Here is a 25326-nt window from a genome sequence, read left to right on the forward strand (position 1 = left end):
ACACTCGTCGTTCCTGCCTGCACGCTGCCGCCGGCGGCTTACCGGCGCCTGCAACGGCGCTTAGGGATAACGCGAGAGATCCGGCGCCTTGATCGCCGGCGTCATCCACTTTGCAGCGAGGTTCTGCACGCTTGGCTGGCTGGCGAGTTTGAGCGCGCCATGCAGCAGGTGGATGCCGAGCCGGCTATGCGGGTTCATCAGGCGTGGGCCGATCTTCGGCACGCCCTGGGCCTGCTCGACCATCGGGCGCATGGCGGTGGCGTAGGCAGCGAAGGCCGCGTCCAGCGTGGCGGCCTGGGCGATTTCGTTGGCCAGAACATACGCGCCGGTCACTGCCAGGGTGGCGCCGATCCCGGCCAGTGGCGTCGCGCACCAGGCCGCATCGCCGGTAAGCACGGTGCGACCGCTATGCCAACGCTGCATGCGCACCTGGCGCAGGGCATCGAAGTAGAAGTCGTCGGTGCCATGCATGCCATCGAGCGCGCGCGCCGCCTGCCACCCGGCGTCGGCAAAGCGCTCGTGCAGGTAGGTCTTCTGGGCGTCGATGTCCCAGTCTTGTTCGCCTTCGGGCGGTTTCTGCAGCGAGAGCATGGCGCGCGTGGTGCCGTGCCGGTCGGGTCGCAACGAGATGCTGCGCCCGCCGGTGGTGTGGTACCAGCGCCACAGCGGGTCGTCGTCGGCGCTGCGCGGGATGGTGAAGTAGGCGATGGTCAGATCCATCCAGCGCGGATCGTTTTCTCCCGGGAAGACCTGTTCGCGCGTCGAAGAGCCCACGCCTTCGGCGACGATCACCGCGTCGAAGCGTTCGCTGCAACCGCTTTCTAAGGTGACGGTAGCGGCATCGCTGCCGGCAGCGTCTTCGATGATGGCGATGCGGTCGCCGAAGCGGTACGTCACATGGCCGCGCGCGGCATCGTAGAGCAGGCGGGCCAGATCGCCGCGCAAGATCTCCAGTTCGGCGGTCGGGCCATCGCCATCGATGTCTTCGGTCTTGAAGGTGGCGACGGCCTGGCCGTGCGCGTCGATCCAGGCGGTGCCTTTTTCGCCGGTTCCCTGGGCCAGCGCGGCCTGTTCCAGGCCCATGCGTTGCAGCACCTCACGGCCGACACCACGTACGTCGATGTTCTGGCCGCCATCGCGAAACCGGGTGGCGCGTTCCACCACGGTCACATCGAAGCCGCGATGGGCGAGTGTCCAGGCGGCAGTGTTGCCGGCGATGCTGGCGCCGGTGATGAGGATACGACGCGGCATTGCTGTCATCCTGGCAGGAAATATCAGGTGTGATATTACACGTCCTGGCCGTGACGCTCCATGTTCGCGATCAGCCGGTGCATCAACGCGACGGTCTGCTGCACCTCGTCAGCGGAAAAGCCTTCCAGCGCCACTGCGTTCATATCCAGCAGCGCACGCCCACCGAGTTCGGCCATCTTGCGCCCGCGCGCGGTGAGCGCCACCAGCGCGGCACGGCGATCCTGCGGGGTCGGGGTGCGCTTGATGAGCTTCAGTCCCTCCAGCTTGTCCAGCAGTGCCACCATGGCCGGCTGCTTCACGGCCGATGCGATGACCAGGTCACGCTGCAGCATCGGGCCTTTCCAGGACAGCAGCATGATCGGGCCGATCAGCGCCAGCGACACGCCGTGCGGCCGCAGTTCGGCGTCGACCAGGCGGTTGAAGACCCGCGCTGCATGGTTGGCCAGATACCCCGGCGCGATAGCAGCCTGCGGATGGATGAGTTCATTCTGATCAAGCATCTGTAAGACCGTGCGTTGTCCTGTGGCTATCGGGCAATGGTACGTCTCCTGCAGTGCGGCATGGCGCTCGTTGCCGCGTGGCACCGCGTGCACGCCCGGCGGCTTGGCTGCCGGGGCGATATCGCGTCGCTGCGCGGCCCGAAGACGGCACGGCCCCATGTGCGCGGGCCGACGGCTGTACCGGCCGTGGCGCAGGCTGCGCGCTGCCGCAGACGCAGGAGCGCAAGCTGCCTGGTTCAGCCATCGCCTGCGGGCGTGGCTGGACGCCACCAGCCATAGGCCAGATGATGGGCGCGAGCGCGCGGCTCGGTCTTGCCGACGCGTCATGCGCCTGCGGCGACCTGGTCTTTTCAACGGTTGGACATGATGTACGGATGGATGATGGAGAAGCTCGCAGCAGGCGACCTCGCGGTCGTGCACGTTGCGTGCTGGAGCGGCGACCTGCGTGTGGACACAATGCAGGTACGCCCTCTATGAATGCGGGATTTCCGCACGGCAACAGCGTCATGGCGCAGGCGGTACGCAGCCACGACTGGGCGGCGAGCCCGCTGGGACCCACCGCTCAGTGGCCATCGCCGTTGCGCAATGCGGTCGATCTGATGCTGGGTTCGCCCGAAAGCATGTATGTGGTGTGGGGCGATGCGCTGACCTTTTTCTACAACGACGCCTACACGCCGATCCTGGGGCCGCGCCAGGCGCAGGCGCTGGGCGCGCCGCTGCGCGTGTTGTGGGCCGATGCCTGGGAGGCGGTGCGCGAGCCGATTGAAGCGGCGTTCGCAGGGCAGGCATCGCGCTTTGAGGAAGTGCCGATCGGCATGAACCGCTACGGCGTGCCGGAGCAGACCTGGTGGACGTTCTCGTTCTCTCCGATCTATCTGGACGATGGCCGGGTGGGCGGTGCGTTCTGCGTCACCAATGAAGTCACCGCGCGCAAGCTGGCGCAGGCGCGGCTGGCCGACGAACACGAGCGCCTGATCCGCTTGTTCGAGCAGGCGCCGATGTTCATGGCGTTCCTGAGCGGGCCGCAGCACCGGGTGGAGTTCGCCAACCCGTGTTATTCGCGCCTGATCGGCCACCGCGATGTGATCGGGCGGCCGTTGGCCGAGGCGCTGCCGGATGCGGTGGAACAGGGACATGTGCGTCGCCTGGACGAGGTGTACCGGTCCGGGCGCGCGTTTTCGGCCAATGCGCTGCCGTACAACGTGCAGGCGGTGCCCGGTGGTCCCGCCGAGCGACGCTTGCTGGATCTGGTCTATCAGCCGATCGCAGGCGCCGATGGCACCATCTCCGGCATCTTCGTGCAGGGCCTGGATATCACCGACCGCATCAGCCTGGAGCGCGCGGTGCGCGAGGCCGAAGTGCGCAACCGTCAAATCCTGGACAGCGTGATGGACTACGCCATCATCGCCACCGATATGCACGGGCGGGTGACGTCGTGGAACGAGGGTGCGCGGCGCATTCTGGGCTGGAGCGAGGTCGAGATGCTCGGGCAAACGTTGCAGCGCACCTTTACGCCGGAAGACGTCGAGCAGCGGCAGATGCTGATCGAGGCCGCTGCCGCGCTGGAAAGCGGCAGCGGCATGGACGAGCGCTGGCACGTGCGCAAATCCGGCGAGCGGTTCTGGGCCAATGGCTCGCTGATGGTGTTGCGCGAAGAAACCGGCGAGGCGATCGGGTTCGTCAAGGTGTTGCGCGACCGCACCGCCGAGCGGCTGGCCAGCGAAGCGCTGCAAAAGAGCGAGCGGCGCCTGGACGCACTGGTACGCGCGTCATCGCAATCGATTTTTTCCGCCAGTGCCCACTGGCGCGAATGGCGCCAATTGGTCGGCGACGGTGTGCTGAGCGATGCGGTGTCGGCCACGCCCGACTGGCAGGCGATGGTGCACCCGGACGACCGCGCGCGATTGGCGCAAGCGCTTGCGCAGGCGACTGCCACCAAGTCTGGTGTGGATGTGGAATACCGGGTGCTCGGCACGGATGGGCAGGTGGGCTGGACCTTGATGCGCGCGATTCCGTTGCTGGATGAGCGCGAACAGATCGCCGAATGGTTCGGCACCTCTGCCGACATCACCGACAAACGCGTGGCCGAAGAGCAGCTGCGGCAACTGACCGAGACGCTGGAAGAGCGCGTGCGCGAACGCAGCGCGGCGTTGTTGCTTGCCGAAGAGAAGCTGCGTCAGAGCCAGAAGATGGAAGCGGTGGGGCAGCTGACCGGCGGGCTGGCGCACGACTTCAACAATCTGCTCACTGCCATCAGTGTCGGCCTGGAGTTGCTGCAGACGCGCATCGAACAGGGCAAGTACGACCGGCTGGAGCGCTATGTGGAAATGGCGCAATCCAGCGCGGCGCGCGCCACTGCCTTGACCCAGCGGTTGCTGGCGTTTTCGCGCCGGCAGACGCTGGCGCCCACCGCGCTGGATGTGGAGGAGCTGGTGCGTGGCATGCACGACATCATTGCGCGCACGCTGGGGCCGTCGATCGCGCTGCAGCTGCGTCCGGCAGACCAAGCGTGGCAGGTGCTGGTGGACGCGCCGCAGCTGGAAAACGCGCTGCTCAATCTCTGCATCAACGCGCGCGATGCCATGCCCGATGGTGGGCAGCTCACCATCAGCCTGCACAACCGCGCGCTGGATGCCGCTGCCGCCCAGCAGCTGGAGCTGCCGCCTGGCGATTACGTGTGCCTGAGTGTGCAGGACACCGGTACCGGCATGACGGCCGAGGTCATGGCCAAGGTGTTCGAACCGTTTTTCACCACCAAGCCCATCGGCCAGGGCACCGGGTTGGGCCTGTCGATGATCTATGGGTTCACTCGACAGTCCGGCGGGCATGTGCGCATCGATTCGGAAGTGGGCGTGGGCACCACCATGGCCTTGTACCTGCCGCGCTTCACCGGCGTGCTGGCGCAAGACGACGTGGCACCTGCTGATGCGCCGCTGCAGCGCAATGCTGCGCACAGTCGCACCGTGTTGCTGGTGGAGGACGAAACCGCGATTCGTGTCTTGATCTCCGAAGTACTCACCGAAGCCGGCTACCGCGTGATCGAAACCGCCGAGGGCAGTGCGGCGGTGGAGCGCTTGCGCTCGCAAGAGCACATCGATGTGCTGGTGACCGACGTCGGCCTGACCGGCGGCCTCAATGGGCGACAGGTTGCCGACGCCGGGCGGCAATCGCGTCCTGCACTGCCGGTGCTGTTCGTCACCGGCTATGCGGCCAGCGCCGCGGTGGGCGCGGGCCAGCTCGACGATGGCATGGAAGTGTTGACCAAACCATTCCAGGCCATCGAGCTGGAGCGGCGGGTGGCGCAGTTGCTGGAGCGTCGCGCGCGCTAATCAGGTGCCGGTGCTGCTGCGAGCCGCTCGTTGCACCGGCATCGATCGCCTGAGACATGCGTATCGCAGCGAACGTGGCGCAAAGACGCAGCGGGCGCACGCGGTTGGGCCTGCCTAGAGCGCCGTCTGTACGATGCCCAGCAGATCGCGCAAGGAAAATGGCTTGGTCAAAAGACGCATGCCGGTATCCAGAAAGTCGGCACGTTTGGCGATTTCGCCTGCGTAGCCAGTCATGAAGATGATGGGCATTGCGGGGTAGAGCATGCGCGCCTGATCGGCAAGGTCGCGCCCGTTCATGCCGGGCAGGCAGATGTCCGACAGCAGCAGATCGAACGGGCATGCCCTGGTCAGTTGCGTCAGCGCGTGTTCGGCGTCTGCAGACGCCACCACGTGGTAGCCCTCGTCGCCAAGAATGTCTGCAGCCATCTCGCGGATTGCATCGTCGTCTTCGACCAACAGGATGCGTGCGTTGGGTAATGCGTGAGCCACTGCGGTCCTCGAGCGATCGCAATGCTGCGATGCTTCGAGATCCACGTTAGGCGCGCCTGCGTGACGGCGGCGTGCGATGCTGCAACACAATGCTTCACCGCTGTTGCCAACGCCATGCGCCACCCAGTCGGATGATCGAAAAACAGCGCAATTCTGCTGATTTGCGATACCTGCAGCAGCGATGCCGTGAATCGCGTCAAGCAAAGCAAGCTGATCAGTTCAGTCGCGCCCACCGGCCAATAACGCGCACGTGTTAAATTCAGCTCTATGAAGAACGTGACGCCGATGATCGCAAACCGCATCACCACTGGCAGCACCGGGCTCGACACTATCTTACGAGGTGGGCTGCCCGCCAACCGTTTGTACCTGCTTGAAGGCCAGCCTGGTGCGGGCAAAACGACGCTTGCACTGCAGTTCCTGCTGGATGCTGCGGCCAAGGGCGAGAGTTGCCTGTATGTGACCTTGTCGGAAACCATCGACGAGCTCACTGAAGTGGCTGCTTCGCACCATTGGTCGTTGGAGTCCCTGCATATCTTTGAGCTGGCATCAGCAGAGGCCTTCCTGGGCGAAGGGCGGCAGCAATCCATCCTGCATCCGTGGGAGATGGAGCTCGATGGCACCATCAAGCTCATCCAGGCCGAAGTGGACCGGGTGAAGCCGACGCGGGTGGTGTTCGATTCGTTGTCCGAGTTGCGCCTGCTCGCGCAGGATTCGCTGCGCTATCGGCGCCAGGTGCTGGCGCTCAAGCAGTATTTCGCGCCGCGCAACATCACGGTGTTTCTGGTGGACGATCTCACCGGCGAAAACGGCGAGCGGGATGCGCATTTGCACAGCCTGTGCCACGGGGTGATTTCGCTCGAGCGCACGACGCTGGAGTTCGGTGCGGCGCGGCGCCGCATGCAGGTGCAGAAATTGCGTGGCGTGGATTTCATCGCCGGCTATCACGACCTGGCCATCGTCACCGGCGGCATGCGTATCTATCCACGTTTGATCGCCTCCGACCACCACCGGCCATTTATCGGCGAACCGGTACCAAGCGGCGTGGAGCGTATCGATGCATTGCTGCACGGCGGCCCGTTGCGCGGGACCAGCACGCTGCTGACCGGGCCAGCCGGCTCGGGCAAGACCAATCTGGCCCTGCAGTTCGTGGTTGCCGCGTGCGAGCGCGGCGAGCATTGCTGCGTGCTGGAGTTCGACGAGCGCACCGGCACCTTGTTGAAGCGTGCCGAAGGCCTGAGCATGGATCTGCGCAAATATATGGACGCGGGTCTGCTGGAGCTGCATCAGATGGATCCGGCCGAAGTCACGCCGGGCGAATTCGCCTGGACGGTGCGTGGCAGCGTGGAGGAGCGCGCGTGCCGCATTCTGGTGATCGACAGCCTCAACGGGTATCTGGCGTCGATGCCGCAGGAAAAGCAGCTGATGTTGCAGATGCACGAGCTGTTGTCGTATCTCAACCAGAGCGGGGTGACCACGTTCCTGATCAACCCGCAGCAGGGGCTGGTCGGCAGCATGGCGACCAGTAGCACCCTCAATGTCTCCTACATGGCCGACACCGTCGTCTTGCTGCGCTTTTTCGAGGCGAAAGGACGCATCCGCAAGGCGTTGTCGGTGATCAAGAATCGCAGTGGCGCGCACGAAGATGCGATTCGCGAATTGCGCATCGGCAGCAGCGGTCTTCAACTGAGCGAGCCGCTGGAGAAATTCCACGGCGTGTTGACCGGTACGCCGCAGTTTGTCGGAGACGACGGCCCGTTGCTGGATCGTCCCCTTGAATATCTGTGACGCGGACGGCTCCATCGTCCATATCATCGCGCCGTTCGGCCGCGACGCGCAGAGCATTGCCAGCATCGTTGGCGAACGCGGGCTGACATGCCGGGTCCATGCCACGCTGGGCGCGCTGGCAGGCGACCTGCACGATGGCTCCGGCGTGGTGGTACTGACCGAAGAAGCCATCCGTGGCGACCTGCATGCGCTGTCGCACATCCTGCAAGGCCAGCAGGCCTGGTCGGACATTCCGTTCGTGTTGTTGCGTACGCCGCGTGGCGCGTACAACCGCCGGCAGGTGCGGCTGCCGGCCGACATGACCAACGTCATCGAGTTGGAGCGGCCGCTGAGCTCGGCTTCGTTGCTGAGCGCCATCTCCACCGCGTTGCGCGCACGGCAGAAGCAGTTCGTCATCCGCGACCAGCTGGCGCAGTTGGCCGAAAGCCGCACCGCGCTGGCGCAGAGCGAGGCCGAACTGCGACGTGTCACCGATGCGCTGCCGGTGCTGATCGCCTTCATCGACAAGAACCTGATCTACCGCTTTGCCAATCGTTCGTACGAAGACTGGATTGGTGTGCCGCCTGCCGATGTGATCGGGCGGCCGCTGGTGGATGTGGTGGGGCCTGCGGTGGTCGAACAGCGCCGCGCCTGGATCGAGGCCGCATTGGCCGGGCAGACATTGACCATCGAGACCAGTTGGCCGCATGCCGATGGCCGGCGCCGCGATGCGGAAATCCGCTACATGCCGCGCTTTGATGCAGATGGCAAGGTGGATGGATTCCATGTGTTCGCCACCGATGTGACCGCGCGTGCGCTGGCGCTGGAATCGATCCAGCAACAGGCCAACCTGCTGGAAGCCAAGGTGGCCGAACGGACCGCCGAGTTGCAGCAGCAGATGCTGGCGCGCGAATCCAGCGAAGCGGCACTGCGCCAGGCGCAGAAAATGGAAGCAGTGGGCCAGCTCACCGGCGGCATTGCACACGATTTCAACAACATGCTCACCGGCATCCTGTCTGCGCTGGATCTGGCGCGGCTGCGCATCGACCAGGGGCGTACCGAAGGGCTGGGTCGCTTTCTGGATGTGGCCTCTGCCTCGGCATTGCGTGCAGCTGCGCTCACCCAGCGCCTGCTGGCATTCTCGCGGCGTCAGTCGCTACAGGCGCGGGATCTGCAGTTGAACGATCTGGTGGTGTCGCTGCAGGAGTTGCTGGCGCGCACGTTGGGCGAATCGGTGCGCCTGGAGATCGATCTCTGTGCGGAACTGCCGCAGGCGTACGTTGACGAGAATCAGCTGGAAAGCGCACTGATCAACCTAGCCATCAACGCGCGCGATGCCATGCCCGACGGTGGGCAGCTGCGTATCGCAACCGGGCAGCTGCAGGTGGAAGATCAGCCGCTGGAACTCGGGCGTGGCATCGCCTTGGCGCCGGGGAATTACGTGGTGGTGTCGGTTGCAGACACCGGAACCGGCATGCCCGCTGACGTGCTTGAACGCGTGTTCGAGCCGTTCTACACCACCAAGCCGATCGGCCAGGGCACCGGCCTGGGCATGTCGATGATCTACGGCTTCATGCAGCAGTCCAACGGGCAGGTGTGGGTGGAGTCGCAGCCGGGCGCGGGCACCACCGTCAGCCTGTATCTGCCCGCCGGGGTTGCGGCGCAAACCGCGGTGCCGCAGACGCAGAGCGATGCGGTGCTGGCAGGGCAGGGCCAGCATGTGCTGGTGGTGGAAGACGACGAGCAGGTGCGGCTGCTGGTCACCGAACTGCTCAGCGAGCTGGGTTACCAGGCCGACGTGGTGGCCGACGCGGACGCGGCACTGCCGATTCTTGCCTCGCCACGGCGGATCGACCTGCTGGTCACCGATGTCGGCCTGCCGGGCCTCAACGGACGCCAGTTGGCCGAGATCGCGCGGCAGTCGCGGCGCGATCTGCCGGTGATCTTCATGACCGGCTACGCAGAAACGGCACGCGACCGTGGCGAATTTCTCGGCGAAGGCATGAGCATGATCGCCAAGCCATTTACGCTGGGCGAGTTCAGTGGAAAGCTGCACGATGTGCTGGGGCCTTCGGCCTGAGTGCAGATAACGCGATGTAGCGAGCCGGTCGAACGTGGATGATGCAGGGGAGCGGCGTGTACGCGTGCTCGCTTTCGCTCTTGCGTGGCGATCTGTCTGCCTCGCGATTGCCCGGCCTTTCCGGCAGATGCGCTCCAGCTGGCACGCTGGCGCGAGAGGCTGCAATGCGATGACGTGCGTTCTGCCGCAACTGTACGGCACGATGCTTAGCACTTGATTGCACGATGCGATGACGCGGAGTGTTTGCGCCAGGTGCCGCGTCTTGCGCGTGAACCGGCTGCTTGGCATTGCGCACGCGCTGTGCAATTGCGCTGCAGTGCAGCCATCGCAATCAAGCCGCATCACGCAGGATGCGTTGCTCAGCGCGTCCCACGCGCGGATTGCCGCGCGCTGGCCATCGATTCGGCCACCGCGATCTTGTCTGCCACCGCCTTCTGCATCGGCGATCCGGTTTCCAGCAAACCGTGCAGATGCCGCCAGTGCGCAGTGGCGGCGGCGAAGTCCTGCTGCTGAAAATCGCTGATGCCTAGCAACCAGAGTCCACGCTGGTTGTCCGGCTCGCGTGCGATCACCTGCTGCAGGCGTGTGCGCGATGCGGCGTCGATGGCGAAATCGGCGTGCGTGGCCATATCCGCCGCCACCCAGCCCACAATGGCGGCGCTGATGTCGGGAGCGATCTTGAGCACTTGTGCATACGCCTCGCGCGCCTCGGCGGGTCGGTCGTTCTGCTCGAATGTCTTGGCCTGCTGCATGAAGCGATCCAGCGCCTGCGCCTGCGCATTGGCAGGGGTGCTTGCCGCTTGCGCCTGCCCTGCATCCGCAGATGGTGGTAGCGAGGCGACTTGCGCTGGTTGCGCTGCATACACCTGCGTGACGATCGCCTCCGGCGCGCCCACCAGCCGGTACAACCCGGCCGTGGCCAGCGGCAGGCCCAGTCCCAGCAGAATTGCCAAGCGGTAACGCGCACGACCGCTGCCGGTGGGGCGGCGCAGCAGCGGTACCAGCAACAGCAGCAAGGCCAGCGCCACCAGCACGGCGCTTGCGATATAAAAACCCGCCATCACCATTGGTCCTCCACTTGCGGCGCCACCGGCGTGCCGGCGCGCGCACGGGTGCGCACGGTGTGGATGACCACGCCGGCACCTGCAAGCAACATCAGCGCCGGCCCGAACCACAGCAGCCAGGTGCCGCGTGTGACCGGCGGGTCGTACAGCACGAAATCCGAATAGCGATCGACCATGTACTGCTTGATCTGCGCATCGCTCTTGCCGGCCTGCAGTTGCGCGAACACCTGATGCCGCAAATCGCGCGCCAGGCTCGCGTTGGAATCGGCCAGGTTTTCGTTCTGACATACCAGGCAGCGCAGTTGCGCGGTCAAGTGCTGGTAGCGCGCTTCTTCGCTGCGGTCCTTGAACGGCAGCGGATCCACGGCCTGCGCTGCCAACGAGGGCGCCAGCAGCATGCCAAGCAGCAACACCAGCAACAAACGCACACGGCGGCCTTGCGCGCGCCAATGCCAGCGCCAATGCCACCGCCAATGCCACCGTCGTGTGTGACGCGCCGCCATCACGGCGTACCCTTGGGCAGCGCGGCGATGGCCGGAAGCAACTCGTCGTCGATGGCATCCGGGGTCAGCACGCCGATGTGCTTGTAGCGGATCACGCCCTGCGCATCGATCAGGAACGTCTCCGGTGCGCCGTAGACACCGAAGTCGATGGCGGTCTGGCCGGCTTCATCGGCGATCACCACTGCATACGGGTTGCCGAGTCGCGCGAGCCAGGCGATGGCGTCGGCGGGCACGTCCTTGTAGTTGTAGCCGATCAGCGGCACGCCAAGCCGGCTGGCCTGGGCCATCAACACCGGGTGTTCGTGCACGCATTCGGCGCACCAGCTGCCGAACACATTCAACACGTAGGGTTTGCCCAGCAACTGGTCACGACCGACGCGTTGCGCCGGGTGGTCCAGCCGCGGCAACGAGAACGCCGGTGCCGGTTTGCCGATCAACGGCGACGGTACGTCGCGCGGATTGTGCTGCATGGTCCGCAGGATGCCGACGCCGAACAGCGCCGCCAGCAATACGAAGCCCAGCAAGGGCAGCAGACGATTCACGGGTGCGATTCCTGTGCGATGACGAGCGCTGGTTGCGCCGGAGAAGCGGCCAAGGGGTGTGCAGTCACCGGTGCACGAAAGCGGCGTGCGCAGGCGCTGACGAAGCCGCCGAGCATCATCAGCAGGCCACCGGCCCAGATCCAGCGAATGAAGGGCTTGTAGTACAGGCGCAGCGTCCAGTCGTTTTCGATGTGCTCATCGTCCAAGGGCTCGCCCAGCGCCACATACAGGTCGCGGGTGATGCCGGGATCGATGGCCGATTCGGTCTGGATCCGCTCGCTGCTGTACAGGCGTTTTTGCGGATGCAGTTGCGCGACCACCTGGCCGTTGCGGCTGACCTGCACGCTGCCTTGTTCGGCCTTCCAGTTCGGCCCATCCACCAACTGCACGCCATCGAAGCGGAAGCTGTAGCCGGCGATCTGCGCGCTCTGGCCGGGCGACAGCCGTACATCGCGTTCCACCGACAGGCTTTCGGAGACCAGCACGCCGGCAACGAACACCGCCACGCCCGCATGCGCGATCAGCATGCCGGCCATTTCCGCCGGGAAGCGCCGCCCGCGCGGCATGTCGCGCCAGCGTTTGACCACGTACAACGCGGTGCCCGCAGCCACCCATGCGGCCACACCCATGCCGGCGATCGCCTTGGCCTTGCCATCGGCAAACACACTGCCGACCAGGGCGCAGGCAATCGCGGCGATGCCTGCGCGTGTGCCGAGTGCTTTCAACGGTGCGGCTTCGGCCTTGCCCCAGCGCAGGTAGGGGCCGAACGGCAGCAACAGCACCACCGGCAACATCAACAACGGAAACAGCAGGCCGAAGTAGGGCGGCCCGACCGAGACCTTGCCCAGCGCAAACGCGTCGGCGATCAGCGGGAACAAGGTGCCCAGCAACACCATGGCCGCGGCCACGGTGAGCAGTAGATTGCCGATGAGAATGCCGGTTTCGCGCGAGGCGGCGGCAAAGGCTTTGCCGCTGGCGATCTTGGGCGCGCGCAGTGCATACAACAGCAACGAGCCGCCGACGACGGCAACCAGAAAAATGAGGATATACAGGCCACGGCGCGGATCGGCCGCAAACGCGTGCACCGAGGTCAGCACGCCCGAGCGCACCAGGAAGGTGCCCAGCAACGAGAGCGAAAACGCCAGGATCGACAGCAGTATGGTCCACGCGCGCAGGCTGCCGCGTTTTTCGGTGACCGCCTGGGAGTGGATCAACGCAGTGCCGACCAGCCAGGGCATGAAACTGGCGTTTTCCACCGGGTCCCAGAACCACCAGCCGCCCCAGCCCAGTTCCGCATAGGCCCACCAGCTGCCGGCGACGATGCCGGCGGTCAGGCAGGCCCAGGCCACATTGGTCCACGGCCGTGCCCAGCGCACCCAGGCCTGTTCCAGTTCGCCGCCGAGCAATGCCGCCACTGCGAATGCGAAGGCCACCGAAAACCCGACATAGCCGGTGTACAGCACCGGCGGGTGGAAGGTCATGCCGGGGTCCTGCAACACCGGATTGAGTTCGTTGCCATCCAGCGGAATCGGCGACAGCCGCCCGAACGGATTGGAGGTCAGCAGGATGAAGGCCAGAAAGCCCACCGAAATCAGCCCCAAGATCGCCAGCACGCGGGCGGCGAAGTGCTGCGGCAGGTGCCGGCTGAAGGCGGCCAGCAGCACCGTCCAGGTGGCGAGGATGGCGATCCACAACAGCAACGAGCCTTCGTGCGCGCCCCACACCGCCGCAACGCGGTAGTACCAGGGCAGGGCAATGTTGGCGTTGGCGGCGACGTAGCCCACCGAAAAATCCAGCGACAACAACGACCAGGCGAGCAGGCCGAACGCCATCCACACGAACACCGCCTGGCCCACCGCCGCAGGCCGCGCGACACCCATCAACGCGGTGTTGCCGCGCCACGCACCGATCAAGGGCACTACACCCTGGGCGAGCGATAACAGCAGTGCCAGGATCAGTGCGATCTGGCCAAGTTCAGGCGTCATGGGCGGATCGCAAGGCGAAACGGAAGGGAAGTCATGAGGTGCGTGGCAGCGACCGAAAGCGCATCAACGCGGCGCGGTCAGCGGCGTGGCGGTGGCGGGGAGTGGTTTTCCGGCATGGCCTTCGGCCATGGCGTCCTTCAGCTCTTTCGGCATGTAGGTCTCGTCGTGCTTGGCCAGCACTTCGTTGGCGACGAAGTGCCCGCCCTGCATGCGCCCGTTGGCGATGACCGACTGGTTGTCGCGAAACAGATCCGGAAGAATGCCGGTGTACTCCACCTGGGTGGCCGCGTTTTTATCGATGACGGTGAAGCTGACTTTCAGCGAATCACCGGCACGCTGGATCGAACCGGCCTTGACCATGCCACCGAGCCGGAATTGCTGGTAACCGGCGGCTTCCCCCGCGCTGACCTGGCTTGGCGTGAACAGGTAGCTCATGTTCCGCTGCAAAGCGAACACGATGAGCGTGACGGCCAACGCGGCGGCGCTGAGTACACCGATCACCCACCACAGACGTTGTCTACGCGTGGCGTTCATGGCGCGTCGCGCTCCAGTGCCGGTGCCGGTTGATCGCGTGCACGACGCGGCACCTGCCGCTGCAACTGGCCGCGCAGTTCACGCGGCAAGCGGCGGCGACGCAGCCAGGGCGCTGCAAGATCGGCCAGCAGCACCAGCACGAATACTGCATAAGCGGTCCACACGTATTGGCCGTAGCCGCCCATCGCCAGAAAGGCGCTCATGCGCTGCGCTCCGTCAACACGATGCGGCGGACCCAGTCCTTGCCGCTTTCAAGCGCCAGCAAGTCCACCCGCACGCGGCCGAACAGGCTCGCAACGTAATAGCACTTGGTTGCCAGCATCATGGTCAGCAGCGGCCACAGCATGTCTGCGCTCATCTTGGAGGGGCCGAGCAGGCGCACAGTGGAACCCTGGTGCAGCGTGTTCCACCACACCACCGAGTAATGCACGATGGGCAGATTCACCAGACCCACCAGTGCGAGCAAGCCGGCCGCGCGCATCGCCTGGCGGCGGTCTTCCACGGCGTAATACAGGCCCAGCACGCCCAGGTACAAAAACAGCAGCAGCAACTCGGAGGTGAGCCGCGCATCCCAGGTCCACCAGGTGCCCCACATCGGCTTGCCCCACAGCGCGCCGGTGCACAGGGTGATGAAGGTGAAGGCTGCGCCGATCGGTGCCGAGGCCATGGCGACCACTTCGGCCAGCTTGATGCGCCACACCAGCGCAATGAACGCCGAAACGCCCATTGCCGCGTAGATGAAAAGACTCATCCAGGCGCTGGGCACATGGATGAAGATGATGCGGTAGGCATCGTGCTGCTGGTAATCCGGCGGTGCCAGTACCAGGCCGCCGTAGGCTGCGACCGCGCCGAGCAACGCGGCCAGCCCCAGCGCCCACGGGCGCACGCTGCCGGCGACACGATAGAACGTCGGTGGCGAGCTGAGTCGATGCAGCCACAAGGGAATCCACTTGGCCATGCCGGTGCCGTCAGTTGGAGTGTTTGGCGTGAGGCGCCAGCGCCTGCACTGCGGCGCCGGCGTTGACCTGCAACTGCCCGTCGGAAACCTTGCTGGTGCGCTGCATGAGTTCGCGCAACGCCCTGGCATCCATCGACGGTTGCAGCGACAACAACAGCGCGGCCATGCCGCTGACATGTGCGGTGGCCATCGACGAGCCGGAGGTGAAGTCGTAGCGGCCGTTCGGTTGCGTGGTCAGGATGTCCTTGCCGGGCGCGCTGAGCACGCCCGGCATGGCCGGCGTTGCGCTGCTGCTGCGCACGACCAGCACGCCGGGTACGTCATTGGGAAAGCCATCCATGCGCCCGTTCGGTGGCATTGCCGCCACCACGATGCGGCCCTGTTGCACCAGCTGCTGCAGCATCTTGCTCAGCAGCGGATCGGCGGGGCCACCCAGGCTCAGGTTGATCACGCGCGCTGAGCTGTTGTCGATCGCCGCCAGCGCCTTGGCCAGGGTGAAGGTATTGCACCGTGCGGTGGCGCCGACCGTGGGCGCGTACCAGCACGCCTTGTAGATACTCAGCATGGCCTTGGGTGCCATGCCGACGATGCCCTGGTGATTGTTGCTGCCGGCGGCAATGATGCCGGCCACTTCGGTACCGTGCGGATCGGTGCTGGTCTTCACCGGTGTGTCGTCGACCAGATCGTGCACGTCGCGGATGCGCGCCTTCAGATCGGGGTGGTTGGTGTCCACGCCGGTATCGACGACCGCGATCACCACGCCGCGGCCCTCGGTCACGGTCTGTGCGCTGGCGGCATCGGTGTCGATGAAGCCGCGTTGCATGTCCACGTACGGGTCGTTGTAGCTGGACAGCGCGGTCGTCTTTTCCGACGCATCGGTGGAGAACACCGAAAAATCCTGCACCGGCTGCACCAGCTCCACGCCTTCGTCGTCGGCCAGCGCACTGACCAGTTCATCGCGCGAGACGCCCGGCGGCGGCTGCAGCACAGCGCAATACAGGCCCAGCGAGGTGATCGGCCAGGCCGAGACTTCGCGCAATTTGTAGCGCTGCTTGATGCTGTCCATGCGCGCGGCAGCCTTCTGGCCGGCACCGTAATAGCTGGATGCGTAGCCGATCAGGCTGGAGCCGGCGCGGGCTGGCGGCGCGGCGAGCGGGTTGGCCACCGCCAGCAGGATGTCGCGGCTACCATCGGGCGTTTGCGCATCGGCCAGTGGCGGGGCGGTGCCGGCAACATCGGTCGCCGGCTCCTGGAGGGCTGCGGCCGCGTGCGCGTGGGAGGTCGCGCCCAGGCCGGTGAACGCGGCGATCAGGCCAATGGCGAGCAGGCGCTTCATGGGGCCGAGACGATCTCCGCCAGCCGGATGCCCGGGGTGGCGCGTAGTTGCTGCACGGTCTGCTGCGGTTGGACCGGGGGCTGCGGTGCGGCAGGCACCACGGTGTAGGCGCCCATGTCGTTGGGGCCGCCGACCACCTGCAACTGCTGCGCATGCAGCAGCCGGTCCCAGTCGGCCACGGTCATCTTTGCATCCGGCACCACGCGGATGGCGCCCTGCGGCACCGGCAGGGCCGCCACGCTGCTGAGCGTGCGGTAGTCGTGCGATGGCGCGGGCGAGGCCAGCTTGACACCCATCACGCCCAGCCCGATGGCCTGGACCAGCGCCGCGGCGGCCAGGGCGCGTACCGTCCAACTGCCGGAGCGGCGTGCGGCCGGCACGCGCGCAGGTGCGCTGTGCTGCTCCGGTGCATCCAGGCGGCCGAGCAGGCGTTGCAGACCGGCGTTCGGGTCCAGTTGCACTGTCGACGGCAGCGCCAAGGCCTGGCGCAGGCGGTTCTGCTGGGCGAATTCGGCGCTACATGAGGCGCACTTGGCCACGTGCGCGATCAGCCAGGTGTTTTCTTCCTCGGTGGCACTGTCCAGCAGCACCGCCGGCATCAATTCCCAGGCGTGCGAGCATTCCTTGCCAGGCGCGATGAAAAACGTCTTCATTGCATGGTCTCCGTGTAAGGGGCGCTGCCGGCCAGGCCGGGCAGCACATTGCGTAATTTGACCCGGGCGTGGAACAGCCGGGCTTTGATGGTGCCAACCGGGCACTGCATGATGTCGGCCACTTCCTCGAGCTTGTGGCCGACGCCGTAGACCAGTTCGACCACCAGGCGCTGGTCCGGCGACAACCGCTCCATGCCCTTGTCCAGCCAGTCGCGCAGTTCGCGGTCGTCGTTGTCGTCGGCGCTGGGGGCGTGGTCTTCTACCAGGGCGGTGTCGTCGATGGCTTCGCCGTCATGCTGGCGCAGGCATTTGAGTCCGCAGCGGTAGGCGATGCCCATGATCCAGGTGGAGACCTGCGAGTCGCCGCGGAAGTCGCCGGCCTTTTGCCAGGCGATCCAGAAGCAATCGTTGATGGCCTCTTCGATGATGTCCGGGCGGCGGGTCAGCCGCGACAGGAAGCGGCACAGCCGTCCGTGATAGCTGTGGTACATGCTGGCCAGCGCGTCGCGATCGCCCCCGGCCATGCGGCGCAACAGCATGCGGTCGGTGGCATCGCCCAGGGTGTCGGTGTCATTCATCGGTGCAGGCATGGCGGGTAACCCACGTCAGTGCGCGCAGGCAGGCAAAAGGTTGCGTGTTGATCAGAAGGTTCTGGCGACCGTGCCCAGCCACGGCATGTCGCCGGGGCCGCCCTGCATGCGCGGGGTATTGCCGCTGGTCAGGATACGCTCGGCTTTCAGTGTCCATCCGGCGCGGTTCCACTTCAGGCCCACCTGGCCGTACTGATAGCGGCCCGAGCGCGCTGCACCGTAGGCCATGGCCGGAAAGCGCGACGAACCGGCACCGAGCGACAGGCTGACATCGTTGCGCAGCGGGACGTTGGCGGTGATGTCGAACGCCACGTTCCACGGCGACCGGTCGGCCCGTGGGAAATTGAAGGTGGACAGCGAAAACGTCAGCAGGTCGCGGTAGGACCAGGCCAGGCTGGCTTCCTGGCGGTCGAAGGTGCGCGTGGCGCGGTCGGTCGGGTAGCCGTAGTAGAGCAGGCTGGCCTGCATCTGCCAGCGGTCGTCCAGCATCCAGGCGCGCCCGACCTGGGCGGTGACCGCGACCGGATCACTCCAGGCGGGGGACTGCAGCGCCACCGAGGTGGAAACCGACCAGCCGGGGGCGGGCAGCCAGTAGCCGGCGGCCTGCACGGTGACCTTGTTGGGCGCGATCGAGATACCACGGTCGATCAGGCTGGAGGTCAGCGCCACTGCACCGCCGAAGTCCTTGGCCAGGGCGCTGCCGCAGGAGCCGGCTGCCAGCGCGAGCAGCAGCCACTGCACCAGCGTGCGGTGACTGTGTGGTGGGCGGCGCCCCCGCGGTTGGCCTGGTCGCTGGGCGGATAAGGCCGGTTGCGCTTCGCACCGTGGGTGGCGTGCGGCACTGTCCAACAGTGCGCCCACGCAGAAGATCGCGCGGGCGCAGTGGCGTCGCGGTCGGGAGGGGAGCGGCTTGGAAGCTGGAGCGGTCGGCAATGGCGTGGGCGGGTGTCAAACAGGGACGCGATGGTGCCCCAGGGCGGCGAACGAGACCACCGCGGCGGCGGCGATTGCGTCCGTATACGCGAAGGCACCGCGTCGGGCAACGCGAATCCATCCGGGCCGGCCGGTCGCGGCCGCCTGCAACGCCTGGCTGTGCAGGCGGCCGACGGACAGGCTGCCACGGCTGGGCGATTGGCGCGCCATGCGTCCGCCCCCTCGGGCGACGACGCGCCATGCCGCAGTGGCCGCGCCTACTTCAAAGTGTTGAGGTAGGCGATCAGTGCGTCGAGCTCCTTCGGGTCGTCCAGGCCGTCGTACTTCATCTTGGTGCCCGGCAGCGCCTTGGACGAGGATTGCGACAGATAGGTCTTGAGCTGGGCCGGAGTCCAGGTCCACTTGCTGTTCTTGAGCGCATCGGAATAACCGCCGAAGTCTGCGACGGTACCGGCAGGGCGGCCTGCCACGCCGAACAGCGACGGACCTTTCTTGTTCTTGCCCGGTTTGACGCTGTGGCATTCACCGCATTCGGTGAGGAAGACGCCGGCGCCGTCGGCAGCGTAGGCCGAGGGCATGGTCAGTGCGCCCGCCAGCATCAGGCCGGCCAACGGGGCGCACAACACGGAGAGTTTGCGTGGTGGGTTCATGTGGATCCGTACAGGTGCGGGAGGGATCAGAAGGCCAGATTGACCGACAGGGTGAAGCTGTCGAGATCGCGCGGATTGGTGATCGGCGGGCCACGGAAGACGTTGGAGGTGCTGCCGTTGAACTTGTCGAAACGGAACCAGCCGGCGGACACGCGCAGGTTGGCCATCGAGGTGTAGGTGCCGTCCTTGCCGAACGGGGTCCAGTACAGCAGGATCAGATTGCTGGTGGTGTCCGGGATACCCACCGGCGAATAGCGCGCCGCATCGAACGAGCCGCTGTTGATCATGTGCGCGGCCAGCACGCCGTAGGTCTGCTTGAAGGCGTAGTTCATGCTGAGGGTCTGATCGCGCACGCTGCCCCGGTCCAGCGCCGGCATGGTGGGGTCGGTCGACATCAGCGGGCTGCCGTATTTGCGACGCTCGTAGATGTTGACGTAGGCCAGCGACAGCACGTGCTCGCGGGTGCCGAGGAACTGGTAGGTCAGGTCGTAGCCCAAATCGGTGAGGTCGTCGCTGGGCCCGGTGCGCAGCGGCTGGCGGCGGGTCGTGAGCGCAGTCAGGCCCACCGAGAAGAACTGGCGCTTCATGTCCTTCATGTAGGCAAGACGCGCATAGCTGGTGTCGCTGAGCTTGCCCGGGTCGCCGTTGACCGGCCAGCCGAGGCGGTCCTGCGCAGACGGCGACAGCGCGCTGTAGCTACCCACTTCGCCGTACCAATTGCGGTCGTACAGGCCGTAGACGCTGGCACCGATGACGCGGTTGGACAGCGCCGAGGAGCTGAGCATGGTGGAGGCGCCGCCATTGGAGGCAGGGGTAAGCGTGGAGGCGTTCGGCAACACGTGCACCGGGTCGGAAATGCCCGGGTTGTTGTTGACGCTGACACCGATCATGGTGTCCTTGCCCGCCATCTGGAACGGCTTGCTGACAAAGCGCAGATCGACATCGTCCAGGCGCGTATCGAACGTCGCATTGCCGCTGTTGTTGGAGCGGATCTTCGAGTAGCCGCCGATGTTGTCGTTGAGGCGGCCGCCCAGATACAGATCGGCTTCGCGCAGGCGCGAGGTGCTGTCGCCGCGGCTGGGGTTGTTGCGCGACCAGGTGAGCTGGCCGGACACCGGGATCTTGGTGCCCTCGCCATCGGTATCGGTAAAACCGCCGAGCTTGAAGCGCATGCCGTAGGGCGTGAGCGAGGGACCATAGGAACCGACATGGCAATCGGCGCAGGACGAGCCGGTCTGGCGCGCGAACGAGGGAATCGCCTGCGCCTGCGTACTGGCCAGTAGCAACAAGGGGCCGGACACGCACAACAAGGACGTCAGGGAGGCGGTACGCGCGGCAGTGCGACGCGGAGCGGGCTGGGGCATGGGCATGGAAAGTCCTTGTTCGACGGTGCGGGAGGCAGCGGTGCGGGAACGGGCGAGGAAACGACTGACAGACGGCGGGGTGCGGCGGCTCATGCGCGCTTGCCCGGCAACACGCGGCGCAACAGGCCGTCGCGCAACACCAGGTGATGCCAGAGCGCGGCGCCGATATGCAGCAGCACCAGCGCCAGCAGCGCCCAGGCCGCATTCAAGTGCCAGGTGCCCAGGGTGTCGCCGAGGTCGCCGTCCGGCGCGACCAACGCGGGCAGGGGGATGCCGAAGAAATACACCTGCTTGCCGTAGGCGCTGCTCAGCGACCAGCCCAGCAATGGCAGCGCGAGCATCAGGCCGTACATCGCCACATGCGTGGCACCAGCGGCCAGGCGCATCGGCAGCGATGCGGGTGGGCCGGGCGGCAATCTGCGCAACCGCAGGCGCAACCCGATGCGTAACGCAAACAGCACCAGGACCAGCAAGCCAAAGTGGCGGTGGCCTTCCAGCAGCCACTGACGCAGTGCGCGGCCATCCAGCTCAGCGCGCAGCAGGATCAGCGTGGCCGCCATGGCCAGGCACAGCACGGTGAGCCAGTGCAGCACGCGCATCGCCTTGGGCAGGGGCAGCACGCGCGCAGCTGCGGGCGCCTGTTCTGGCAGAGGCGCGGTGTCTGTGCCGTTGACGGGAGCGCTGGCGGGCGCAGGGGGGGAGGAACGCATCTGATCTGTCTTCCGGTGGTGGTCGTTGGTTCCGGCTGCGCGCTGCGCTGCCAGGCCTGGCTCCCCACGCCGGCCGAACGGCGGCCAGGTGAACGTGCACCGATGGGTGCGGCGATGTCGGAAAAAGGTTGCGTCGCCGTGGCACCTGGTTTGCACGTGCTGCACACCGAAGCGCTGCGATGCGGTCGGCTGCGCTTGCGCGCACAGCGCTTCGCATGGCCCCGAGCGCGCGCAACCTTTCGCGCAACCCGACGCACTCAGGCATGTCGCACTACGTGCAGTCAGCGGTTACGCCTCTCCGATCATGGCTATCGAACGCATCCAGTTGCATACCCACGGTGACGATCGCGGGCTGCTCATTTCATTGGAGCAGCAGCGCAATGTTCCGTTCGAGATCCGCCGTGTGTATTACCTGTTCGGCACGCGCCACGACGTGCACCGCGGCCAGCATGCGCACCGCCAGCTCAATCAATTCGCCGTGGCCTTGCACGGCTCGGTGACGATTCTGCTCGACGAAGGCAACGGCAATGGTCCTAGCGAAGTGGTGCTGGACGACCCGTCGCAAGGCCTGCTGCTCGGCCGCATGGTGTGGCGCGACCTGTACCGCTTCAGTGCCGACTGCGTGCTGATGGTGCTGGCCGACCAGTTTTACGACCCTGGCGATTACATCCTGGATTACGACCAGTTCGTAAGCGAAGTGCGCACTGGCCAAGAACCAGGGCACTCAAGCACGAGCTTCATTCCCAGCATCAATGCTCTGCTCGAAGTGCAATCGTAAAATGGTGGAATTGAGAGATGTGCCTTTCCTGGATTTGCGTGCAGTCAATGCGCGCTATGCGGATGAACTCAAACTCGCAGCGGCACGCGTGATCGATGCCGGCTGGTATGTGCTCGGTCAAGAGCTGGCCGCGTTCGAAGCCGAATTCGCCAGTTATTGCGGCAGCACGCATGCAGTCGGCGTGGGCAATGGGCTGGATGCGTTGGCGTTGATCCTGCGCGGCTATCGTGAGCTGGGGGTCTTGCGCGAAGGTGACGAAATCATCGTGCCGGCCAACACCTTCATCGCGACATTCCTGGCGATCAGCCAGAACCATCTGGTGCTGGTGCCGGTCGAGCCGGACCCGGTCACTTTCAACATCGATCCGGCAAGGGTGGAGAAGGCGATCGGGCCACGCACGCGCGCCATCATGGCAGTGCACCTGTATGGCCAATTGGCCCAGATGCAGGCTCTGCAGACCCTGGCCCATCGCTACGGCCTGCTGCTGATCGAGGATGCCGCGCAAGCGCACGGGGCACGCGCACAGGGGCGGCGCGCCGGTGCCTTCGGCGATGCGGCGGCCTTCAGTTTCTTCCCGACCAAGAACCTGGGTGCACTGGGCGATGGCGGCGCAGTCACGACGTCGGATGTACGTCTGGCCGAGTGCATTCGCGCGCTGCGCAACTATGGCTCGGAAGTGAAGTATCACCATCTCTGCCAGGGGGTGAACTCGCGTCTGGATGAAATGCAGGCTGCTTTCCTGCGCGTCAAGCTGGGCTATCTGGAGGACGAAATCGCGCTGCGGCGTGCAGTGGCACAGCGGTATCTGCACGGCATCTGCAACCCGCTGATCGTGCTGCCCGCGCCGGTGGCAGAGCAGCAGCACGTCTGGCATCTGTTCGTGGTACGCAGCCCGCAGCGCGATGCCTTGCAGGCACATCTGTTGCGGCAGGGCATCCACACGCAGATTCATTATCCGGTGCCGCCGCATCGGCAGCCGGCATACGCCACCCTGGGCGAGGCGTGCCTGCCGCTGAGCGAACAGCTGCATCGGGAAGTACTGAGCCTGCCGATGGGGCCGGCGCTGGACGATGCAGCAGTTGCGCACGTGATCGCGGCCTGTCAATCGTTCGGCAGCAACACATGAATCTCGTGCGCAGCAGCGCCTACACCGGCGTTGCGACGCTGGCCAAGCTGCTGGCGGCATTGGTGGTGGTCAAGCTGGTCGCCGTCTACGCCGGGCCGCAGGGCGTGGGCCGGCTTGGCCAGTTCCTCAACCTGATGTCGGTGCTGGCGGTATTGGCCGGTGGCGGCATCAGTGCCGGCATCGTCAAGCATGTAGCGCAGTACCGCGACGATGCGCCCGAGTTGGCGCGCTTGCTGAGTGCGGCGCTCTTATACGCATTCTGCGCGGCCTGCGTGATCGCGCTGCTGGCCATAGCCTTCAGCGGAGCCATTGCCGAGCGCTTGCTGGGCGATGCGAGCTACCGTCCGCTGATCTGCGTGTTGGCAATCGCGCAGCTGGGAATCGCATTGCTCAACTACATACTGGCGCTGATCAACGGCTTCATGGACGTGCGGCGGCTCGCCTTCGTGCAAGTGACAGGCGCCGTGCTGAGCGTTGCCTTGGTGGCGTGGCTTTCCAGCCAAGTGCAACTATACGGGGCGCTGCTGGCGCTGGTCCTGGGTCAGGTACTGTGGCTGCTGGCTGCTGTTCCGGCACTGCGGCGTAGCCCCTATTTTCAGCCTGCCATGTGGCGGATGCGCTTCGATGCGGAGATGACCCGTCGGCTGGCGGCATTTTCGCTGATGACGCTCACCTCGACACTGGTGCCGCAGCTGGCGACCATCCTGGTGCGCGATCATCTGGCGCTGCAATTCGGCTGGGGGCAAGTGGGCTACTGGCAGGCGGTGAGCCGGGTCTCCGATGCCTATCTGCTGTTCTTCACCACCGCCATCAACGTGTACTACCTGCCCAAATTGGCGTCGCTGCAAGGCGCTGCGGGGCTGGGCAGCGAGCTGCGCAGTGCATATCGCTATGTCATGCCGGCGGTGATCGTGGCGGCGCTGGGCGTGTATGTATGCCGCGATTGGGCGACCCGGCTGCTGTTTGATCCCCAATTCGCCGCGGCGGCGCCCTTGTACGGCCCGCAGCTGCTGGGCGATGTGATCAAGATCGCGGCGTTCGTGCTGTCGTATGTGATGGTGGCCAAGGCGATGACGCGGCTGTTCGTGATTTCCGAATGCGTGTTTGCAGCGAGCTATCTGGCGCTGGTGTATGTGTTCACCGCGCAGTTCGGGCTGATCGGCGCGATGTACGCGTTTGCAGCAAACTACGTGCTGTATCTGTTGTTCAACATCGTGGTGGTGCGGCGCTACCTGGAGCGGGCGGCATGAACGATCAGGCACCTGTATCGGCACGTGCACGCTGGCCGTTGGTGTCGGTACTGATTCCGGCGTTCAACCATGAGCATTTCGTGCAGCGCTGCCTGGACAGCGTCCTGGAAGATCCGTATCCATGCAAGGAAATCGTGATCATCGACGATGGCTCCAGCGATGCCACCGGCGAAAAGATCAGTCAATGGATCAGCGATCATGGGCATCGGCTACCGGTGCACTTCGTGCAACGCGAGAATCGGGGAGTGTCCGCGACGCTGAACGAGGCGGCACGGACAGCACGAGGTGAATACATGCGTATCGTTGCAAGTGACGACTACATGATGCCTTGGGGGATTCAAGCACAGGTTGAGTTCCTGGAAAAAAATCCCGGGAAAGCCGCGGTCATAGGTGATGCTTGCGTTGTAGATAGAGTAGGTAGGTTGATTTGCGAGAGTGCAATGTGTGATCTTCATCGCGCCAACAAAGCTCAATACGGAACAGACGTTGGAATTCGCCGCGCCGTGATTAGTAAGTGGGCCGTCAGTGGTGCGGTTATGATGCTTAGGCACAATGCTTTTGATGAAGGTATGAGGTGGGATGAGTCACTCAGGGTCGAGGATTGGGATCTCTTTATCAGGCTGGTTTCTGGTAATTATCTAGCATTCATAGATGTAACTGTTTCTGCCTATCGCTTGCACGGTACCAATGTAAGCAAGACGCGGAATCTGGAAAAAAGAATTGATAACTTGAGTGAATTTGCATCTGTTGCGGAGCGCGGCGCTAAGTATTTTTTGGGCGCGGAATTTTGGTTGTTGCGTGCGCAGCACAGTCTTATAAGAGCGAAAGTTTCTTTCTTGAAATCCAACTGGTTAGGGGTTTTTTGGCATCTGGCGGTATACATAATGCGGCGCTTGATTGCGGTTTTAACGGACAAGCCATGGATTGCAAGGTGAGT

General features: G+C 65.1%; 24 protein-coding genes and 1 pseudogene. 7 read left to right on the forward strand and 18 right to left on the reverse strand.

Going from position 1 to position 25326, the window contains the following annotated elements:
• Positions 1-60: 60 nt before the first annotated feature.
• From ACCQ15_RS08585 to ACCQ15_RS08595, 3 genes and pseudogenes are all read right to left on the reverse strand, one after another.
• Positions 61-1251 carry an FAD-dependent monooxygenase gene (locus ACCQ15_RS08585; protein ID WP_372381416.1) on the reverse strand — a complete coding sequence of 397 codons (1191 nt, stop codon included), beginning with the start codon at positions 1249-1251 and terminating at the stop codon, positions 61-63.
• A gap of 35 nt (positions 1252-1286) precedes the next feature.
• Positions 1287-1751 (reverse strand): MarR family winged helix-turn-helix transcriptional regulator, encoded by a 465-nt coding sequence (locus ACCQ15_RS08590; RefSeq protein ID WP_109291949.1) that lies wholly within the window; start codon positions 1749-1751, stop codon positions 1287-1289.
• A 42-nt stretch (positions 1752-1793) separates the two neighbouring features.
• Positions 1794-1963, reverse strand: a pseudogene (locus tag ACCQ15_RS08595) (MarR family transcriptional regulator); the annotation flags it as partial.
• Between the two features lie 261 nt (positions 1964-2224).
• Between ACCQ15_RS08595 and ACCQ15_RS08600 the strand changes: the two are divergent.
• Positions 2225-5080, forward strand: coding sequence for a hybrid sensor histidine kinase/response regulator (locus ACCQ15_RS08600; protein WP_057681540.1), 2856 nt, complete (start codon positions 2225-2227; stop codon positions 5078-5080).
• A gap of 114 nt (positions 5081-5194) precedes the next feature.
• On the opposite strand, the gene ACCQ15_RS08605 is transcribed toward ACCQ15_RS08600, so the two are convergent.
• Positions 5195-5539 (reverse strand): response regulator, encoded by a 345-nt coding sequence (locus ACCQ15_RS08605; RefSeq protein ID WP_136733874.1) that lies wholly within the window; start codon positions 5537-5539, stop codon positions 5195-5197.
• A gap of 297 nt (positions 5540-5836) precedes the next feature.
• On the opposite strand from ACCQ15_RS08605, the gene ACCQ15_RS08610 reads away from it, so the two are divergent.
• Positions 5837-7354: an ATPase domain-containing protein gene (locus ACCQ15_RS08610; RefSeq protein WP_039417102.1), complete on the forward strand. Its 1518-nt coding sequence runs from the start codon at positions 5837-5839 to the stop codon at positions 7352-7354.
• A complete protein-coding gene (locus ACCQ15_RS08615) occupies positions 7341-9413 on the forward strand; it encodes a PAS domain-containing hybrid sensor histidine kinase/response regulator family protein (RefSeq protein ID WP_372381417.1) in 2073 nt (690 codons plus the stop codon). The genes ACCQ15_RS08610 and ACCQ15_RS08615 overlap by 14 nt, the downstream gene beginning before the upstream one ends.
• A 359-nt stretch (positions 9414-9772) precedes the next feature.
• Here ACCQ15_RS08615 and ACCQ15_RS08620 read toward each other — a convergent pair whose 3' ends face one another.
• The 14 genes from ACCQ15_RS08620 to ACCQ15_RS08685 all read right to left on the reverse strand — a co-directional run bounded on the left by ACCQ15_RS08620 (position 9773) and on the right by ACCQ15_RS08685 (position 21235).
• Positions 9773-10480, reverse strand: coding sequence for a tetratricopeptide repeat protein (locus ACCQ15_RS08620; RefSeq protein ID WP_372381418.1), 708 nt, complete (start codon positions 10478-10480; stop codon positions 9773-9775).
• Positions 10474-10983 (reverse strand): cytochrome c-type biogenesis protein, encoded by a 510-nt coding sequence (locus ACCQ15_RS08625; RefSeq protein ID WP_372381419.1) that lies wholly within the window; start codon positions 10981-10983, stop codon positions 10474-10476. The genes ACCQ15_RS08620 and ACCQ15_RS08625 overlap by 7 nt, the downstream gene beginning before the upstream one ends.
• Positions 10980-11522, reverse strand: a complete 543-nt coding sequence (locus ACCQ15_RS08630; protein ID WP_029819178.1) for a DsbE family thiol:disulfide interchange protein — start codon at positions 11520-11522, stop codon at positions 10980-10982. The genes ACCQ15_RS08625 and ACCQ15_RS08630 overlap by 4 nt, the downstream gene beginning before the upstream one ends.
• Positions 11519-13507, reverse strand: coding sequence for a heme lyase CcmF/NrfE family subunit (locus tag ACCQ15_RS08635; RefSeq protein ID WP_372381420.1), 1989 nt, complete (start codon positions 13505-13507; stop codon positions 11519-11521). Before ACCQ15_RS08635 ends, ACCQ15_RS08630 begins: the two co-directional genes overlap by 4 nt.
• Positions 13508-13570: 63 nt before the next feature.
• Entirely contained in the window at positions 13571-14041 is a 471-nt protein-coding gene (gene ccmE, locus ACCQ15_RS08640; RefSeq protein WP_008574946.1) for a cytochrome c maturation protein CcmE, read from the reverse strand.
• Entirely contained in the window at positions 14038-14244 is a 207-nt protein-coding gene (gene ccmD, locus ACCQ15_RS08645) for a heme exporter protein CcmD (RefSeq protein WP_008574947.1), read from the reverse strand. Before ccmD ends, ccmE begins: the two co-directional genes overlap by 4 nt.
• The gene (ccmC, locus tag ACCQ15_RS08650) at positions 14241-14999 is read right to left on the reverse strand and encodes a heme ABC transporter permease CcmC (RefSeq protein WP_008574948.1); all 759 of its coding nucleotides are present in this window, start codon (positions 14997-14999) and stop codon (positions 14241-14243) included. Before ccmC ends, ccmD begins: the two co-directional genes overlap by 4 nt.
• Positions 15000-15009: 10 nt before the next feature.
• The gene (locus ACCQ15_RS08655) at positions 15010-16335 is read right to left on the reverse strand and encodes a S8 family peptidase (protein WP_029819181.1); all 1326 of its coding nucleotides are present in this window, start codon (positions 16333-16335) and stop codon (positions 15010-15012) included.
• Positions 16332-16988, reverse strand: a complete 657-nt coding sequence (locus tag ACCQ15_RS08660; protein ID WP_008574950.1) for a zf-HC2 domain-containing protein — start codon at positions 16986-16988, stop codon at positions 16332-16334. Before ACCQ15_RS08660 ends, ACCQ15_RS08655 begins: the two co-directional genes overlap by 4 nt.
• Complete coding sequence (locus ACCQ15_RS08665) at positions 16985-17578, reverse strand: RNA polymerase sigma factor (protein ID WP_014089942.1); 594 nt, start codon at positions 17576-17578, stop codon at positions 16985-16987. The genes ACCQ15_RS08660 and ACCQ15_RS08665 overlap by 4 nt, the downstream gene beginning before the upstream one ends.
• 51 nt (positions 17579-17629) lie before the next feature.
• Entirely contained in the window at positions 17630-18439 is an 810-nt protein-coding gene (locus ACCQ15_RS08670; protein ID WP_011347069.1) for a TorF family putative porin, read from the reverse strand.
• Positions 18440-18768: 329 nt separating this feature from the next.
• Positions 18769-19161, reverse strand: coding sequence for a c-type cytochrome (locus tag ACCQ15_RS08675; RefSeq protein WP_011347070.1), 393 nt, complete (start codon positions 19159-19161; stop codon positions 18769-18771).
• Positions 19162-19187: 26 nt separating this feature from the next.
• Complete coding sequence (locus tag ACCQ15_RS08680) at positions 19188-20531, reverse strand: hypothetical protein (protein ID WP_031422239.1); 1344 nt, start codon at positions 20529-20531, stop codon at positions 19188-19190.
• 83 nt (positions 20532-20614) lie between these two features.
• Positions 20615-21235 carry a cytochrome b gene (locus tag ACCQ15_RS08685; protein ID WP_195903660.1) on the reverse strand — a complete coding sequence of 207 codons (621 nt, stop codon included), beginning with the start codon at positions 21233-21235 and terminating at the stop codon, positions 20615-20617.
• A 304-nt stretch (positions 21236-21539) separates the two neighbouring features.
• On the opposite strand from ACCQ15_RS08685, the gene ACCQ15_RS08690 reads away from it, so the two are divergent.
• The 4 genes from ACCQ15_RS08690 to ACCQ15_RS08705 are packed head-to-tail and all read left to right on the forward strand — an operon-like array spanning position 21540 to position 25324.
• Positions 21540-22013 carry a sugar 3,4-ketoisomerase gene (locus ACCQ15_RS08690; protein WP_071117902.1) on the forward strand — a complete coding sequence of 158 codons (474 nt, stop codon included), beginning with the start codon at positions 21540-21542 and terminating at the stop codon, positions 22011-22013.
• Position 22014: 1 nt separating this feature from the next.
• Positions 22015-23139 (forward strand): DegT/DnrJ/EryC1/StrS family aminotransferase, encoded by a 1125-nt coding sequence (locus ACCQ15_RS08695; protein WP_039417108.1) that lies wholly within the window; start codon positions 22015-22017, stop codon positions 23137-23139.
• Positions 23136-24389, forward strand: a complete 1254-nt coding sequence (locus ACCQ15_RS08700) for an O-antigen translocase (RefSeq protein ID WP_011347075.1) — start codon at positions 23136-23138, stop codon at positions 24387-24389. Before ACCQ15_RS08695 ends, ACCQ15_RS08700 begins: the two co-directional genes overlap by 4 nt.
• A complete protein-coding gene (locus ACCQ15_RS08705; RefSeq protein WP_071117904.1) occupies positions 24386-25324 on the forward strand; it encodes a glycosyltransferase family 2 protein in 939 nt (312 codons plus the stop codon). The genes ACCQ15_RS08700 and ACCQ15_RS08705 overlap by 4 nt, the downstream gene beginning before the upstream one ends.
• Positions 25325-25326: the final 2 nt, after the last annotated feature.

Source organism: Xanthomonas sp. NCPPB 1754 (genome assembly GCF_041475725.2).
Lineage (GTDB): Bacteria > Pseudomonadota > Gammaproteobacteria > Xanthomonadales > Xanthomonadaceae > Xanthomonas > Xanthomonas euvesicatoria.